Origin of the sequence: Devosia marina (assembly GCF_009758415.1) — a bacterium.
Lineage (GTDB): Bacteria > Pseudomonadota > Alphaproteobacteria > Rhizobiales > Devosiaceae > Devosia > Devosia marina.
Window position 1 is genome coordinate 23,550 of record NZ_WQRF01000004.1, and the last position, 14,942, is coordinate 38,491.

At 61.3% G+C, this 14,942-nt stretch carries 14 protein-coding genes; 8 read left to right on the forward strand and 6 right to left on the reverse strand.

Going from position 1 to position 14,942, the window contains the following annotated elements:
* Positions 1-17 precede the first annotated feature (17 nt).
* Both GO014_RS13430 and GO014_RS13435 read right to left on the reverse strand, forming a co-directional pair.
* On the reverse strand, positions 18-1,913 hold the full coding sequence (locus GO014_RS13430; RefSeq protein ID WP_116590878.1) for an ABC transporter ATP-binding protein: 1,896 nt from the start codon (positions 1,911-1,913) through the stop codon (positions 18-20).
* Positions 1,910-3,676, reverse strand: a complete 1,767-nt coding sequence (locus GO014_RS13435) for an ABC transporter ATP-binding protein (protein ID WP_157291031.1) — start codon at positions 3,674-3,676, stop codon at positions 1,910-1,912. The genes GO014_RS13430 and GO014_RS13435 overlap by 4 nt, the downstream gene beginning before the upstream one ends.
* Positions 3,677-3,998: 322 nt before the next feature.
* Between GO014_RS13435 and GO014_RS13440 the strand changes: the two genes are divergently transcribed.
* The 6 genes from GO014_RS13440 to GO014_RS13465 all read left to right on the forward strand — a co-directional run bounded on the left by GO014_RS13440 (position 3,999) and on the right by GO014_RS13465 (position 9,466).
* A complete protein-coding gene (locus GO014_RS13440) occupies positions 3,999-4,748 on the forward strand; it encodes a sulfite exporter TauE/SafE family protein (protein WP_246204628.1) in 750 nt (249 codons plus the stop codon).
* 26 nt (positions 4,749-4,774) lie between these two features.
* The gene (locus tag GO014_RS13445; protein ID WP_165836970.1) at positions 4,775-5,686 is read left to right on the forward strand and encodes a LysR family transcriptional regulator; all 912 of its coding nucleotides are present in this window, start codon (positions 4,775-4,777) and stop codon (positions 5,684-5,686) included.
* A 123-nt stretch (positions 5,687-5,809) separates the two neighbouring features.
* A complete protein-coding gene (locus GO014_RS13450) occupies positions 5,810-6,712 on the forward strand; it encodes a siderophore ABC transporter substrate-binding protein (RefSeq protein ID WP_157290868.1) in 903 nt (300 codons plus the stop codon).
* A gap of 69 nt (positions 6,713-6,781) precedes the next feature.
* Positions 6,782-7,744, forward strand: a complete 963-nt coding sequence (locus GO014_RS13455; protein ID WP_157290869.1) for an ABC transporter permease — start codon at positions 6,782-6,784, stop codon at positions 7,742-7,744.
* Entirely contained in the window at positions 7,737-8,711 is a 975-nt protein-coding gene (locus GO014_RS13460) for an iron chelate uptake ABC transporter family permease subunit (RefSeq protein WP_157290870.1), read from the forward strand. Before GO014_RS13455 ends, GO014_RS13460 begins: the two co-directional genes overlap by 8 nt.
* Positions 8,708-9,466, forward strand: a complete 759-nt coding sequence (locus GO014_RS13465) for an iron ABC transporter ATP-binding protein (RefSeq protein WP_157290871.1) — start codon at positions 8,708-8,710, stop codon at positions 9,464-9,466. The genes GO014_RS13460 and GO014_RS13465 overlap by 4 nt, the downstream gene beginning before the upstream one ends.
* Here the strand turns inward: GO014_RS13465 and GO014_RS13470 are convergent.
* Complete coding sequence (locus tag GO014_RS13470; protein WP_157290872.1) at positions 9,463-11,193, reverse strand: diguanylate cyclase domain-containing protein; 1,731 nt, start codon at positions 11,191-11,193, stop codon at positions 9,463-9,465. The genes GO014_RS13465 and GO014_RS13470 overlap by 4 nt on opposite strands.
* 70 nt (positions 11,194-11,263) lie before the next feature.
* Positions 11,264-12,094, reverse strand: coding sequence for a sugar phosphate isomerase/epimerase family protein (locus GO014_RS13475; RefSeq protein ID WP_157290873.1), 831 nt, complete (start codon positions 12,092-12,094; stop codon positions 11,264-11,266).
* Positions 12,095-12,227: 133 nt separating this feature from the next.
* Between GO014_RS13475 and GO014_RS18965 the strand changes: the two genes are divergently transcribed.
* Together GO014_RS18965 and GO014_RS13485 are read left to right on the forward strand one after the other, a co-directional pair.
* Complete coding sequence (locus tag GO014_RS18965) at positions 12,228-12,671, forward strand: DUF7662 domain-containing protein (protein WP_179952977.1); 444 nt, start codon at positions 12,228-12,230, stop codon at positions 12,669-12,671.
* A gap of 5 nt (positions 12,672-12,676) precedes the next feature.
* Complete coding sequence (locus GO014_RS13485; RefSeq protein ID WP_343030958.1) at positions 12,677-13,090, forward strand: type II toxin-antitoxin system VapC family toxin; 414 nt, start codon at positions 12,677-12,679, stop codon at positions 13,088-13,090.
* Here the strand turns inward: GO014_RS13485 and GO014_RS13490 are convergent, their stop codons facing one another.
* A complete protein-coding gene (locus tag GO014_RS13490; protein WP_157290874.1) occupies positions 13,091-14,155 on the reverse strand; it encodes a D-TA family PLP-dependent enzyme in 1,065 nt (354 codons plus the stop codon).
* Positions 14,152-14,928 carry an SDR family oxidoreductase gene (locus tag GO014_RS13495; protein WP_157290875.1) on the reverse strand — a complete coding sequence of 259 codons (777 nt, stop codon included), beginning with the start codon at positions 14,926-14,928 and terminating at the stop codon, positions 14,152-14,154. Before GO014_RS13495 ends, GO014_RS13490 begins: the two co-directional genes overlap by 4 nt.
* Positions 14,929-14,942 lie beyond the last annotated feature (14 nt).

The window sequence follows — 14,942 nt, forward strand, 5'->3', positions numbered from 1 at the left end:
GAGGCCGGCGGTTAGTCTTAGGTGCTCGATTCTCTGGCGTTGGCCCCGGCGACCATTTCGTCGGGAATGTCGTCGAAGCTGGCGTAGTTCATGTTGTAGAGCTTTGAATAGAGCCCGCCCAGTTCCATGAGCTGGTCGTGATTGCCCTCTTCGATCTTCTCGCCATTTTGCAGCACGATGATACGGTCGGCCCCGCGAATGGTGGCCAGGCGGTGGGCGATGACCATGCCGGTGCGGCCCTTGAGGAGAATTTCCAGCGCCTTCTGGATCTGCCGCTCGGTATAGCTGTCGATATTGGCAGTGGCCTCGTCGAGCACCAGGATCTTGGCGTCGGCAACTAGGGCGCGGGCGAAGCTGAGAAGCTGGCGCTGGCCGAGCGAAAGATTGGAACCGCGCTGCTCGAGCATGGTGTCATAGCCATTGGCGAAACGATCGATGAAATCGTGCGCGCCCACGGCCTTGGCAGCGGCAATGACGTCCTCGCGGGTGGCTGAGGCCTTGTTGTAGCGGATGTTCTCAAAGATGGTGCCGGTGAACAGGAACGGCTCCTGGAGGACCATGGCCACCTGTTCGCCCAGGCTCTCCTGCGTGACATCGCGCACATCGTGACCGCCGACGATGACCGCGCCGTCCTGGACTTCATAGAAGCGGTGAACCAACGCCATTGCCGATGTCTTGCCCGAACCGGTGGGGCCGATGACCGCGACGGTCTCGCCGGGATTGACCTTGAAGGAGACGTTCTTGAGCACCGGGCGCTTCGGATCGTAGCCGAAAACGACGTTCCTGAACTCGACCGAACCATCCATCTCGCCGGTCAGCACCTTGGCGTCCGGCTTGTCCTCGATCACCGTGGGCAGATCGAGCACTTCGGTGATGCGGCGGCCCGAGGTCATGGCGCGCTGCATGATGGAATATTGCATGGTGAGCGAACGGATCGGGTCGAAGAAGCGCTGCACATAAAACAGGAACGCCACGACGACGCCCACCTGCAGCGCGCCGTTGAGCACCATGGCGCCGCCGACCACGACAACCGTCGCCATGGAAATGCCGGTGAGCGTATCGACGATGGGCACCATGACCTGGGCGAATTTGGAGCCGGTGAGCTGGGTGCGCAGGTTCTGGTAGGCCTTGTCGTCATAGAGATCGAAATTGACCTTCTGGCGATCCAGGTTCTGCACCGTGCGCACGCCATTGATACCTTCGGCCATGGCGCCGGCGGTCAATGAATTGGTTTCGTGCGCGGCCCAGAAGGCGCGCTTGGCCGGGGGCAGCCAGAAGATGCGGATGATGAACAGCACCGGCATGGTGATGAGGGTCACCAGCCCGAGCCAGGGATCGAGGCTGAGCAGCACGGCGACGATGCCGAACAACAGGACCAGGTCGCCGACGGAAATGACCGAGGTTTCGAGAAATTCCTGCATGGCACTGACATCGCCCTGCAGACGGCTCATCAGACGGCCGACTTCGGTGCGGTCCATATAGCTGAGAGACACGCGCTGGAGCTGGGCGAACATGGCCCGGCGCATGTCGAACAGCACATGTTCGGCGACCTGCCCAACCTGGGTTTCCTGCACCCAGGAGGCGCCGAAATTGAACAGTACCGCGATGGCGAAGGCGCCCACGGCCCAGAGCAGATTGTTCGGATCGCCGCCGGCAACGAGCGCGGTGTCGATGGCATTGCCGATGATGAGCGGAATGGCCAATTGCGTGCCGGTGAAAATCAGCACGGCAGCGACGGCGAGGTAGATCTTGAGGCGGTAGGGCTTCACATAGGCCCAGATACGCCGGACCGTCTTGGGGTCATAGGCCTTGCCGAAAACCTCTTCCTCGATGCGGTGACTGCCCACCGAGGCGCGGGGCGGACGCTGGCCGGGGAAGGCGGCGACTTCGCTTTCGTCATCAACGACGCTCATTGGGCTGCCTCCAAATCGTCAGTTGGTCGCGTTTGCAGGTCATAAAGCGCGCGATAGCGGCCGCCTTGCGCGAGCAGCTCTTCATGAGTGCCGCGTTCGACGATCCTGCCGTCTTCGAGGAACAGGATCAGGTCGGCATGCATGAGCGAAGAGAGGCGATGGGCGATGATCATGGTGATCCGATCGCTGGCAAAGCGGCGAATGGCGCTTCGGATGCGATGCTCGGTTCCGGCATCGATGGCGGCGGTCGAGTCATCAAACACCATGACTGCGGGCTTGAGCACGAGGGACCGCGCAATGGAGAGACGCTGGCGCTGACCACCGGAGAGCGAGACGCCGCGTTCGCCCACCACGGTGTCGTAATCGGCCGGCAGGCCCATAATGTAATTGTGCAATTGAGCGCTTTCCGCGGCGCGCTCGATCTTGCGTTCCTTGGCCCAAGGATCGCCATAGGCGATGTTGTTTTCGATGGTGGTAGTGAACAGGAACGTGTCCTGCTGCACCACGGCAACGGAGCGTCTGAGGCTTTGCAGGGTGACGTCACGCACATCCTGGTCGTCGAGCGTAATGCGGCCGGCGGTGATGTCATAAAAGCGCGGAATGAGGTGGGCGAGCGTGGATTTGCCGCTGCCCGGGGCGCCGACGATACCAACAGTCTGGCCGGCCTTTGCCTCGAAGCTCACGCCATTGAGGGTCGGCACGGTGGAGCCGGGATAGGTAAAATGAACATCCTCGAAGCGCAGCACGCCATTGCTGATCTCGAGCGGGGTGGCGCCGGGCTTGTCTTCGATTTCAACCGGAGCATCGAGGAATGCATAGAAGCGCTCGCCGCAGGTGGAGGCGCGGGCATAGGAATTGACCATCAGGCCGAGCTGACGCACTGGCATCTGCAGGATGGTCATGAAGGTGAGAAAGCTGGCCAGCGTACCTACGGTCATCTCCTCGGCGATGACCTTGTTGCCGCCCACCCAGAGCACCAGGCCCATGGCGGCGAAGAAGGAAAAGGTCATCATCGAGGTGTTCTTGACGCGCACCCGGACGCGGCGATGCGCCAGCTCCAGCGCGTCCTTTGAGGCGGTGTCGAACTTGTTCAGCTCATGCTTCTGGCCCGAGAAGGCGCGCACGACACGGATGCCGCCGAGATTTTCTTCCATGACGCGGGTCAGCACGGAGAGCTTTTGTTGCAGGATCAGCCAGGTGGCGCGCAGGGTGAGTTGGGCTACTGAAGAGCGCCAGGCCACGAAGGGAACGAAGCTGAGGGCCAGAAAGCCGAGCAGCACGTCGGTCGAGAGCAGCATCCAGGCGCCCACACCGATCAGCACCACCAACAGGATGGTGCGGACCAGACCGGTGGAGAAGAACATGCGCAGCCCGTCCAGATCGAGCAGGCCGATGGTGATCAGATCGCCTGAATGCACCCGGTCGTGATAGGAATAGGACAGGCGCTGGACCTTGTCATAAAAGGCCAGACGCAGTTCGTAGCCCACATGGTGGCCGACGCTTTCAGCAAAATAGTTCTGCACCAAGGTAAACAGACCGCGCGCGACCGACGCGGCCAGCAGTGTCAATGCTGTCCAGAGCAGCGCTTCCTGGGCGCCTTCGCCGGCAACACTGAGCACGTTGTGCGCCTGGTCGATGGCCTGGCCGAGCAGGCGCGGAATGGTCAGTTGCAGGGTTGCTGCAATGATGGTTGCCCCAACCGCCAGGCTCGCCTGAAACGGGTGCCGGAGGGAAAACAGGGTAATGCGCGTCAATGGCGCCATGCCCTTGCCGGCATGGGCTGCAGCAACATGGTCCCGAGCATCGCCGCGCGAACGCTCGCGGCCAGCCTTGAGGGTTATCAAGGAAGTATCCAGACGTCAGTTAGGTGGGACCCGAAAGGGAGAGGCGGAGGTACCGTCGACCGGCAATCGGGCAAATCAAAAAACTCGCCTGCCTATAAAAAGCGCATTGCGTCTTCCATTCAAGGTGCAATTTGCGCAAAAAATGCAACGATGCAGCGAAAATGACATCGGCATGACCCCTTGCCCAGTCCGGGGCTGGCAAACAGACCTCCGTCGGGTGCATGAGCCAGGAAAAGGACGCATGCCCATGACACCCCTGATCTCGGCCATTTTGGTCGGTGTGGTTTTTCTGACCTCTACCCTATCTGGCATTTTTGGCATGGCTGGCGGCATGTTGCTGCTGGCAGGGCTGCTGACGATCTTGCCGGTGGCCACAGCGATCGCCCTGCAAGGCGCCATCCAGATCGTTGCCAATGGATCGCGGGCCTGGTTCTCGCGTCACTTCATCGACTGGCGCATCATGTCCACAATGGTGGCCGGAATTGTTGTGGCTGCTGTCTTGCTGTTCCTCGTGCGCTACCAGCCTGACCTGGCAACCGTATGCATCGCGGTGGGACTGATGCCGATCCTGGTGTGGTTGCCCAAAAGCTGGTTGCAACTCGATGCCAGTCGGCCTCTGCACGGGTTCTCCTGCGGCTTAATCAGTGGCGGATTGAACCTGGCGGTGGGCGTAGCCGGTCCCAGCATCGATATCTTCTTTATTCGCACCCAGATGGACCGGCGCAAGGTGATCGCCACCAAATCCTGCATGCAGGTGATTTCGCATGGTGCAAAGGTGGTCTTCTACAGCGCGACAACCGCAGCCATGGCCACCGGCGATTGGATCCTGGTGGCCATTGCCGCGCCCTTTGCCATTGCCGGGACCAATCTGGGCTATCGTATTCTGCAGCGTCTGTCCGATAACGGGTTCCGGCGCTGGACGCGCTGGATCGTCACTATGCTGGGCATATTCTATCTCATGCGTGGCATTTTGTTGCTCGCAGGTTCCTAATCGCTATGTTGCGTGCGGGAGACGACATGGCACCATTCGATAGTGTAACCGCACGCCTTATTCTACTTTTGGCCGAAACCGGTTCAATCGGCCGCGCGGCGGAACGGGAGGGCATCGCCTCCTCGGCAGTCAGCCGGCGGGTATCGGACCTCGAAGGACGGCTGGGCGTGGTCCTGTTCGACCGTTCGGCCCATGGCGTCAAGCTCACCAAGGCGGGCGAAGCCTATGCCGAGGGATGCCGCACCGTACTGCGATCCATCGCCGATCTCGATGCCATCATGGATGATTTCAGCTCCGGACAGCGGGGGAGCCTGAGGCTGGCCTGCACCAGTTCGGCGCTGACCGGGCGCCTGCCGGAGCTTTTGGCCAAGTTCGCAGCCAAATATCCCGGCATCGAGATTGCCATTTCCGAGATGGGCGCGGCCAAGGCGCTGCTCTCGCTCGATGAGGGCCAGGCCGACATCGCCATCGTCTCGGACAATTACGATTTCAAACGCTTCGAAATCCGGCCCTTTGAGGACGAACGGGTGTGGGTTCTGGTGCCGCCCGAGCATGAATTGGCCGCCAGCATCGAGCCGCGCAAATCGGTCAGTTTCGATACGGTCATTCCGCATTCCATCGTCGGCATCCATCATGCCGGTTCGCTCGACAGGCTGCTTGGCGAAGCGGCCGAAAAGCTGGGGCATCCGCTGAAAGAAGCGCTGCGCGTCGAGAGCTTTCCGGCGCTGGTGCGCATGGTGGAGGCCGGGTTCGGCATCGGCTTTCTGCGCTCGACCAGCCTGCATCTGCTGGCCGGCACGGATCTGGTCTGCGCGCCGCTTTCGGAGCCCTGGGCGATGCGCAAATTGCTGGTGGCGCGGCGCAAGTCGAGCCCGCTATCGGCCGCCATGAAGAGTTTCGTCTCGCTGGCCGCCGAGACCTATCTTCCCTCCGCGTGACAAAATTTCCTGATAAAAAATATCAGCTTTATTTTGACACCGTCCAGACTCGCCGATATTGAAGTGGACTAGCGCAGTCAAGTTTGCGCAGAGCGTTAACCATTTCAAATCGGAAGTACCGAGATGACCTTCAGCCGTACCGCCACCGCGCTTTTCGCCGGTCTCGTTGCCATCGCCACACCCGCACTGGCGCAGGAGTTCACCGTGACGCACGCCCAGGGCGAAACCACCCTGCCCGGCGTACCGCAGAAAGTCGTCAGCTTCGACTTTGCGGCCATCGAAACCCTTGAAGCGATCGGCGTTAATATTGCTGGCCTGCCCGGCTCGAACCTGCCAGCTCATCTCGAAAAATATGCCAGCGATGATTATGCCAAGGTCGGCTCGCTGTTCGAGCCTGACTACGAGGCGCTGGCTGCGCTGGAACCCGACCTGATCATTGTCGCGGGCCGCTCCTCCAGGGCTTATCCGGAACTTGCCAATCTGGCACCCACGGTCGATCTGTCCAACGAGTGGACGAACTTTTACGGCTCGATCAAGGCCAATGCCGAAATCATTGGCGAGATCTTTGACAAGGAAGCCGAGGTTGCGGCGCTGATCGCCGAGACCGAAGCCAAGGTCGAGGCCAGCCGGTCTGCAGCGGCAGATGCCGGCAAGGGTTTGGTGGTACTCACCAGCGGTGCCGAGGTGACCGCCTACGGCCCCGGTTCGCGGTTCGGATTTATCCATGAAACCCTCGGTGTCACCCCGGTCATCGAAGACGTCGAAGCTGCCACCCACGGCGATTCCATCTCCTTCGAGTTTATCCTCGAAACCAATCCCGACCTGTTGTTCGTGATCGATCGCGATGCCGCCACAGGCCAGGGCGCTGCCGCTGCCATTCTCGACAATGAGCTGGTGGCCGAAACCACCGCCTGGAAGAATGGCGATGTGGTCTATATCGATCCGGTCCGCGCCTACATCGTCAATGGCGGCCTTGTCTCGTTCGGCATCATGGCCGACCAGGTCACCGAAGCGCTGAACCAGTAAGCGACAACATTCTTTTCGCCCTCGCCCGTTCGGGCGGGGGCATGTTTGTATTTCAGGCATTTCGGCCCCATGCCCAAGCTGATATTCGGCGTTCTCGCCATTCTCGTCCTGGCCGTCATCAGCCTCTTCATCGGCGTGAGCGATGTGACGCCGATGAGCCTGTTTTCGTCATCGCCGGAAGACCGGCCGATGCAGGTGCTGCTGATCAGCCGCATCCCGCGCACCCTGGCGCTGATCCTGTCCGGCTCTGCCCTTGCTGTCGCCGGGTTGCTCATGCAGATGCTGGCGCGCAACCGCTTTGTCGAACCGGGAACTGCCGGGACGGTGGAAAGCGCCATCTTTGGCATTTTGCTCATCACCATCCTTTGGCCTGCCAGTCCGCTCCTCGCCAAAATGCTCGCCGCTACGGTGACGGCACTGATCGGAACCGCCCTGTTCATGCAGATCTTGCGCCGCATCCCCCTGCGCTCGACGCTGATGGTACCATTGGTCGGCATCATGCTGGGAGGCGTGATTGCCTCGGTCACGGACTTCTTTGCCTATCGCCTGGACCTGTTGCAGACCTTGGGCACCTGGCAACTTGGGGATTTCTCGGCCGTGCTGCGCGGCCGCTATGAATTGCTCTGGATCGGCGCGCTGCTGGTTGGCATCGCCTGGTATGCTGCCGACCGGTTCACCGTGGCCGGCCTGGGGCAGGATTTCACCACCAATCTGGGCCTGAACTACCGTCGCGTCCTCACGCTCGGGCTTTCCATCGTCGCCATGGTCACCGCGACCGTTGTGGTTTCAGTCGGCACCATTCCGTTTCTTGGGCTGATCGTGCCCAATCTGGTCGCCATGGCCGTGGGCGACAATGCGCGGCGGGCCATTCCCTGGATCGTGCTGCTTGGCGCCGGCTTCGTGCTGATTTGCGACATCATCGGCCGCGTGATCCGCTTTCCCTACGAGATTCCCATCGGCACGGTCTTTGGGGTCATCGGTTCGGCGCTGTTCCTTTATCTGCTGTTGCGGAGGCGCCCTGCCGATGCCTGAGCGATCCACTTCACCCGGCCTGTCGCCACGGCAGGTGCTGATCACTCTGGCCGCCTTGGCCGCAGTTTCGATAACCGCGTTCATGGTGATCGGCGCCAAGGGCAGCTGGGGCTTCGTCCTGCCGTTCCGGGGGACGAAAGTCTGGGGCATCGCCATGGTGGGCGGCGCCATTGCCGTAGCGACCGTGCTATTCCAGACCATAACAGCCAACCGCATCCTGACCCCGGCGATCATGGGCTACGATGCCCTGTTCCGGCTGGTCCGAACGGTGCAGATTTTCTTTTTGGGCGGTCTCTCATACGCCACGCTCAACGCCCAGCTGCAATTTGCCTTCGAAACCGTGCTCATGGTGGGGCTGTCCACCCTGCTGTTCCGCTGGCTGTTCAATCGTGCGGCCCGGGATCTCTATCTGCTGGTGCTGGTCGGCATCGTGTTTGGCGTGTTGTTCCGCTCCCTTGCCGGACTGATGCAGCGCCTGATCAATCCCAATGACTACGCCGTGTTGCAGGACGTCATGTTCGCTGGCTTCAACACCATCGACAAAAGCCTGCTAACGGTGTCAACGCTCGCCATCCTGGGCTCCGGGGTCTGGGTGTGGCGATTGCTTCCGGCGCTCGACGTGCTCAATCTGGGCCGGGACAATGCGATCAATCTCGGCGTGGCCTATCGCAGCGTGGTCTCCCAGGTCCTGATCATCATCGCCATACTGGTTTCTGTCTCCACGGCGCTGGTCGGGCCGGTGACCTTCTTCGGGCTGCTGGTTTCCAACCTTGCCTATATGCTCATCCGCAGTCACAAACATGCCCTGATCCTGCCCGCTGCGGTGCTGCTGGCCATCATCGCCCTGATTGGCGGCCAGGTGATCCTGGAGCGGGTATTCGGCTTTGACTCGGCGCTGGCCATCATCATCGAGTTCGTGGGCGGCGTCGTTTTCATCGCCATGCTGTTGAAAGGAAACCGCAAATGATCCGGACCCAGGCGGTCTCCCGCGCCTATGGCGACGCGCTGGTCGTTGACAATGTCACGCTCGACATTCCCGCCGGCGGCGTCACCTCGATCATCGGGCCCAATGGGGCGGGCAAGTCCACCTTGCTCTCCATGGTCAGCCGGCTGCTCGACATGAGCGCGGGGACAGTGACAGTGGATGGGCTCGATGTCACCAGGACACCAAGCGATGTTCTCGCCCGGCGCCTCTCGATCCTGCGGCAGGACAATCACGTTTCCGCCCGCATCACCGTGCGCGATCTGGTGGCCTTCGGCCGCTATCCCCATTCCAAGGGGCGATTGACAGCCCAGGATCGCCACCAGATCGATCAGGCCATTGCCTATCTCGATCTGGGGGCGCTGGCGAACAGGTTTCTCGACGAGCTTTCCGGCGGCCAGCGGCAACGGGCTTTTGTCGCCATGGTGCTGGCGCAGGACACCGATTATGTGCTGCTCGACGAACCGCTCAACAATCTCGACATGAAGCATGCCATGGGCATGATGAAGCTGATGCGGCAGGCTGCGTCCGAACTGGGCAAGACCGTAGTGCTGGTGCTGCACGACATCAATTTCGCCTCCTGGTATTCGGACTATATCGTCGCCATGAAGCATGGGAAGGTCGCCGCGCAGGGGGCCGGCCCGGAGATGATCCGGCCCGAGGTGCTTTCCGAGATCTACGAAATGGACATCAAGGTGCACGAAATCGGCGGGCAGTTGATTTCGGTTTATTACGGCTAGCTGGCTGCCATATCGGGGTAGGCTACGACACAGCCCCTGCCCTGGGCCTTGGCGGCGTAGCAGGCCGCGTCGGCCTCTCCCATGAAGCCCAATGGTGAAGCGGACCGAGCACCGATGATGGTCACGCCGGCGCTGGCGCCGATGGAATAATCGCGACCAGCCCAGGAAAAGGCCAATGCGCCGATGGCGCGCACGATCTTTTCGGCGACTGCCCGGCCGTGGGCGATGGGGCAGTCCTCAAGAATGATGGCAAATTCGTCGCCACCGATGCGGGCGGCCAGATCGTGACTGCGGCAAACACCTCTGATGTTCTGCGCCACCTGCTTGAGCAGAGCGTCCCCGGCGGCGTGGCCGGCCGTATCGTTGACTGGCTTGAAGCGATCCAGATCGAGATAGACCAAGCTATGCTGGCGCGGGCCATTGCGGGCGCTGACGATAGCCGCTGACAGGCCGCGCTCGAAGCTGGCCCGATTGGGCAGGCCGGTGAGGTCATCGTGAGACGCCGAATGGGCCAGTTGGCGTTGCAGGGCCCGGCTCTGGGTGACATCCTGAAACACCAATACGGCGCCGGAGAGGGCCCCCGCGGCATCAAAGACCGGGGAGGCAGTCGCGCGGATGTCGCGCCGGGGCCCGTCAAGCGCGCAGAGCACGCTGTCGTCATCAATGCGGATCTGGGTTGATTGTGCGAGGCAGGCCAGCACCGGACAGGGCAGTTTTTCTTCACCGTGTTCGCTGCGCAGATGGAAGATGTCCCTGACACTTTGGCCAACCGTCGTGGCAGCGTTGCTGCCGGTCAGCAGTTCGGCAGCCGGATTCATGAAGATGATGCGGCCGTCCAGATCGGTGGAGATCATGCCGTCGGCCACCGCCTCCAGCGTGATCCGCAGCCGTTCCTTTTCGGCGGCCAGTTCCTGTTCCATCTTCTTTATGCGGGTGATGTCGGTATCGGTGCCGATGGTTCGGGTGGGGTTGCCCTGGGCATCCCATTCCACCGGGCGGCCCCGGCTGAGGATCCAGATATAATCGCCGTCGCGTGTCCGCTCGCGATATTCCAAGGTGTCGAAATCGCTTTCGCCCCGGTCCTGCCGGTGCACATTGGCCACGATCCGGGGCCGATCGTCGGGATGAACGCGTTCGAGCCATTTTGCCTGATCGCCGTCCACCTCTTCATTGGCCGGAATGCCGCGCATCAGGCGCCACATGCGGGAGTAGAACATGGTGTCGGTGCGGATATCGTGGTCCCAGACCCCCTGGCGGGCGCTTTCCAGCGCGAAATTCCAGCGGCTTTCGGAGGCGGCCAGGGCCTCCTCGGCGCGCTTCTGCAATTCGATGCTGTTCATCTGCACCAGGATCAGCGGCGGCGTATCGCCTTCAGCCGGAAGGATTGTGGCCCCGACCATGGCCCAGACGGGGTAGCCATCGACGTGACGCAATTGGTGCTCACCACGGCTGACCGACACTTCGCCGCGCAGCAAGCGCTCGAAGTGGAGGCGCGTGATGGCATTGGTTTCATCCGAAACCAAATCAGCAAACTGGAATACATGGCCCGGCTCGGGCCGATGCCCCAACAACTCGCTGAAGGCGGGATTGGCATAGACCACCATGCCGTCAAGGGTTGAGACCAGCATGCCCAATGGCGCGGCGTCGAGCAGACGCATAAAAGTTTGCGCCGAATGCAGGGCATCGGCGGCAAACACGTCCTGGGATTTCGCACCTTGTGTCACCATACCGTCATATTCGACGCGCGGACCTTAACAACTGGCTTCGCTGGCGACACATTTCATGCCTTCGCCGAACTTATTCGAGCCGGGAGAGAATGAAATCCCGTTCCTCGGCCAGTCCCGCCCATTCGCCCGGGTGGTCGGCGTCGAAGATCAAGGTGTAGGGACCGGCATAGCCGGCTTCTTCGGCCACTTGCACACAAAGCCCATAATCGACCTCATCCATCTTGCCGCCGTCGAAGCCAGCCTTGGCGTGGCACAATTGGGCGCGCGGAAAGATGGACTTGAGACCTTCATATTTGTCGGGCCCGGTCCAGTTGCCGAAATCGGCCAGAAGGCCGACCTCGCCCTCCAGGCGATCAAGCAGTTCGTGTACCGCTTCCGGGGTCGAGAGCAGGTCGAACCAGTTTTCGGTGACGAGCCGCAGGGGCGAACCGGCATTGGCGGCCAGCAGCTCCTTGAAGCCGGCAACCGAGCGGGCCATGGTTTCGGGGGTCGGTTTCTGCTTGCCCGCGATGATACGGGCGTTTTGTGCGCCCAGCATATTGGCGACGTCGACCCAGCCAGCAATCCAGCGTGTGTCGCGTGCGCCATGTTCAGGATGCGTTATGTCGCCCGCATCAATCAGCAAGGTCTGCAGCGTCACACCCGAGACGTTGAGCTGGTCGCGCAATTCGCCCAGATAGACCGGATCACGACTGCGCAGGTGGAAGGAGACGATCTCGAGCCGATGATAGCCGTGATTGGCCAGGACCGAAGGCAGCCCCAGCAGCGATTCCTCGCCTTCCCCATAGGTTTCCTGCATCTCCCCGACGGCATCGGAGGTCAGATCATGCGGGAAGGTGGTGCCCAGCAAACGGTGCAACGACCAGGTGGAAACGGCAATGCGGTTGGTCGGGTCGGCCAATTGGAATCTCCTCTTTTTGCCGCAAGAGTTTCATGGCCTCTGCAGGTGCGCAAGCGGCAGAGCGTAGAGGTGCAGACCAGCAACGCTTTACATTTACAGTAATACAAATTATTGTAACTGTATTGAGGTTACAATGTCCAAATACGAACCTTTGAGGAAGTACCTCGCGCAGCGACAGGGAAACGCTCCAATGTCCTTTGCGGAGATAGAGGAGATTTTGGGTTTTTCGCTGCCAAGGTCGGCCTATTTATACCCGGCATGGTGGAGCAATAGCGGCGGCACGCATGTGCAGTCGGCTGCCTGGCAATCGGCTGGATTCGAAACGCGGCACGTCGATCTGGCGCGGCACACTGTTCAATTTGAGCCCTCGGAGAGGGCGGGGTTCGAAGAAATGACGCAGCCCAGTCTTTCAGACAGCGAAAATGCCTCAGAGACAAAGCATCCGCTCTTCGGCTGCATGAAGGGCACGAGCATTGTCATGCCCGGCGTGGACCTGACCGAGCCAGCAGACCCGGACTGGGGCAAGGTCTATGACGATGACTATGAGGACGCGAACTTTCCAGCCAAGGGTGCATAATCCGAGTGACCCCGTTGCTGCTTGATACGTGCGCCCTCATCTGGATTGCCGAGGATGCAGACCTGGCGCCAGAGGCGGTGGCTGCCATGAATGCGGCCTTCAAGGCCAATCAACCGGTCAGCGTGTCGCCAATATCGGCGTGGGAACGGGGCCTGCTAATCGCCAAAGGGCGAATGAACTCCCCGATCCCCCCGAAGGTCTGGTTTGACCGGGTCATGAGGGTTGGCTCTCTCAGGCTGGCGAACCTTTCACCGGACATTTTGGCTGATGCCTCATTTTTGCCAGGCGCCATTCACAAAGACCCTGCCGATCGCATCATCATTGCGACCGCGCGCGCCCTAGACCTGACCGTCGTGACGAGGGACGCGCATATCCTGCGCTATGCTGCACAGGGCCATGTTCGAGCTCTGGCCTGCTGATCAGTTCACCCTGCCCCGCGCCGCGACGTCCATGGTCTGAATCAATTGGTCATTGCGGATCAGGTGGACCTGGTCGAACAGATTGGTCACCGGGCAGCAGTGATTGGGGATGATGCGGACAAGATCGCCGATATTGGGTTTGCTGGCGCAGGCCGAAATGTCGAGCGTACCGTGCTCCTCGCTGAGGCCGACGATCCTGGCGTCGGGAAATTCAACGATATGCCCATGCCCGACAAGGCCCAACAGATCGCTTGTGAGCGCCTTGGAGCCAGCGTCGATGATGGCGCGGGTTTCGGTGGGGCGGGACACGACTGTTGCCAGAACGGTCAGGGCACAGTCTTCGAGGCTGGCAGCGCCGGCGGCGACCTGGGAGCGGTCCATGTAGATATAAGTGCCGGGGCGGTATTCGGTCGCGACATTGGCGGCTTCATCCATGTGCCAGATGTCCGGGGTGCCTCCGGTGGTGATGGCAGGGAGATCGACCCCCTGGTTGGAAAAGACATCGCGTGCGGCGGCGAGCCATTGCGCGGCTTCCCGGTATTTTCCGGCGGCGGGATAGGTCATCAGCCCGGCGAAGTCGAGCCCCGGCGCGGCGATGATCTGGCGGGCGAGGTCCAATGCTGCGGCGGGTGATTGCACGCCGCAGCGGCCCATGCCGGTGTCGCATTCGACAAAGACGCCGAGGCGGTGTTCGGCATTGGTGAAGGCCTGTTCCAGCCCCGCCACGCAAGCGGCGCTGTCGGCAACGGTGCGGATGGTGACGCGGTCATGCAGCGCCTGCAGGCGTTTGAGCTTGGCGGCGCCGATGATGTTGAAGGTCAGCAACAGGTCGGTGAGACCGGCATCGGCCATGACTTCGGCCTCGCCCAGTTTCTGAACGGTGATGCCCACTGCCCCCAGCTCGACCTGCTTTTTGGCGAAGAATGGCAGTTTGTGGGTTTTGATATGCGGACGCAAGGCAATGCCGGCCTTGTCGGCTGCGTCCTGCGCCTTTTTCAAATTGGACTCGGCCCGGTCAAGATCGATGAGCACAGCGGGAGTGTCGAGTTCAGAATAGTGGGTCATTGCGCCCTCAGGACTTCGTTTACAAAGCGCAGATTGCCGGCTGTGAGGCCAGCATCGACGGGGATGGTCACGCCGGTAATTCCCGAAGCGGCCTCGGATGCCAGGAACAGGGCGGCATTGGCGACCTCCTGTGGAGACACCATGCGGCCCAGGGGATAATGCGGCAGCACCTTATCGAGTAGCCCTGGATCGGCCTCCAGCCGGTGATCCCAGGCGGGCGTGCGAACGGAACCGGGCGCCACGACATTGGCCCGCACGCCCTCGCCGCCACGTTCGACGGCAATCGCCTTGGCATAGGCAATCAACCCGGCCTTGGCTGCAGAATAGGCAGGGTTGCCGAAATGCTGGATAGCATTGACCGAGGAGATGAACACCACATTGCCCGTGCCGCGCGCGGCCATGGCATGGGTGATCGGGTCGACCAGGGCATAGGCGCCATTGAGGTTGATGGCCATCTCGCTGGCCCAGACCTCGTCATCGAGATGACCAAGATGTTCGGCGCGGGTGAAGCCGGCATTGGCAATGACTGCGTCCACCACGCCATGGGCGGCGATGTCGTCTTGGACAGCGGCGCGCGTGGATTTCGCATCGGCCTGGTCGAAGAGGATGCTGCGCGCCAGCGGCAGACCTTCGAGCATCGAAGCTTCACGGTCGGCACCGATGACAGTGGCGCCGGCCGCATGGAAGGTTTCGACCAGGGTGCGACCAATGCCGCCACCGGCGCCGGTGATGAGAACGGTCTTGCCATCGAGACGGAAGGGACTGGTTGTCATTCGTCGTTCCTCTT

Bases quoted from the DNA above. Each gene is read 5' to 3' on its own strand.
- GO014_RS13430 (WP_116590878.1), bottom strand. From the start codon at position 1,913: ATGAGCGTCGTTGATGACGAAAGCGAAGTCGCCGCCTTCCCCGGCCAG.
- GO014_RS13470 (WP_157290872.1), bottom strand. From the start codon at position 11,193: ATGGTGACACAAGGTGCGAAATCCCAGGACGTGTTTGCCGCCGATGCC.
- GO014_RS13445 (WP_165836970.1), top strand. From the start codon at position 4,775: ATGGCACCATTCGATAGTGTAACCGCACGCCTTATTCTACTTTTGGCC.
- GO014_RS18965 (WP_179952977.1), top strand. From the start codon at position 12,228: ATGTCCAAATACGAACCTTTGAGGAAGTACCTCGCGCAGCGACAGGGA.
- GO014_RS13455 (WP_157290869.1), top strand. From the start codon at position 6,782: ATGCCCAAGCTGATATTCGGCGTTCTCGCCATTCTCGTCCTGGCCGTC.
- GO014_RS13495 (WP_157290875.1), bottom strand. From the start codon at position 14,928: ATGACAACCAGTCCCTTCCGTCTCGATGGCAAGACCGTTCTCATCACC.
- GO014_RS13440 (WP_246204628.1), top strand. From the start codon at position 3,999: ATGCCCATGACACCCCTGATCTCGGCCATTTTGGTCGGTGTGGTTTTT.
- GO014_RS13465 (WP_157290871.1), top strand. From the start codon at position 8,708: ATGATCCGGACCCAGGCGGTCTCCCGCGCCTATGGCGACGCGCTGGTC.
- GO014_RS13435 (WP_157291031.1), bottom strand. From the start codon at position 3,676: ATGGCGCCATTGACGCGCATTACCCTGTTTTCCCTCCGGCACCCGTTT.
- GO014_RS13490 (WP_157290874.1), bottom strand. From the start codon at position 14,155: ATGACCCACTATTCTGAACTCGACACTCCCGCTGTGCTCATCGATCTT.
- GO014_RS13460 (WP_157290870.1), top strand. From the start codon at position 7,737: ATGCCTGAGCGATCCACTTCACCCGGCCTGTCGCCACGGCAGGTGCTG.
- GO014_RS13450 (WP_157290868.1), top strand. From the start codon at position 5,810: ATGACCTTCAGCCGTACCGCCACCGCGCTTTTCGCCGGTCTCGTTGCC.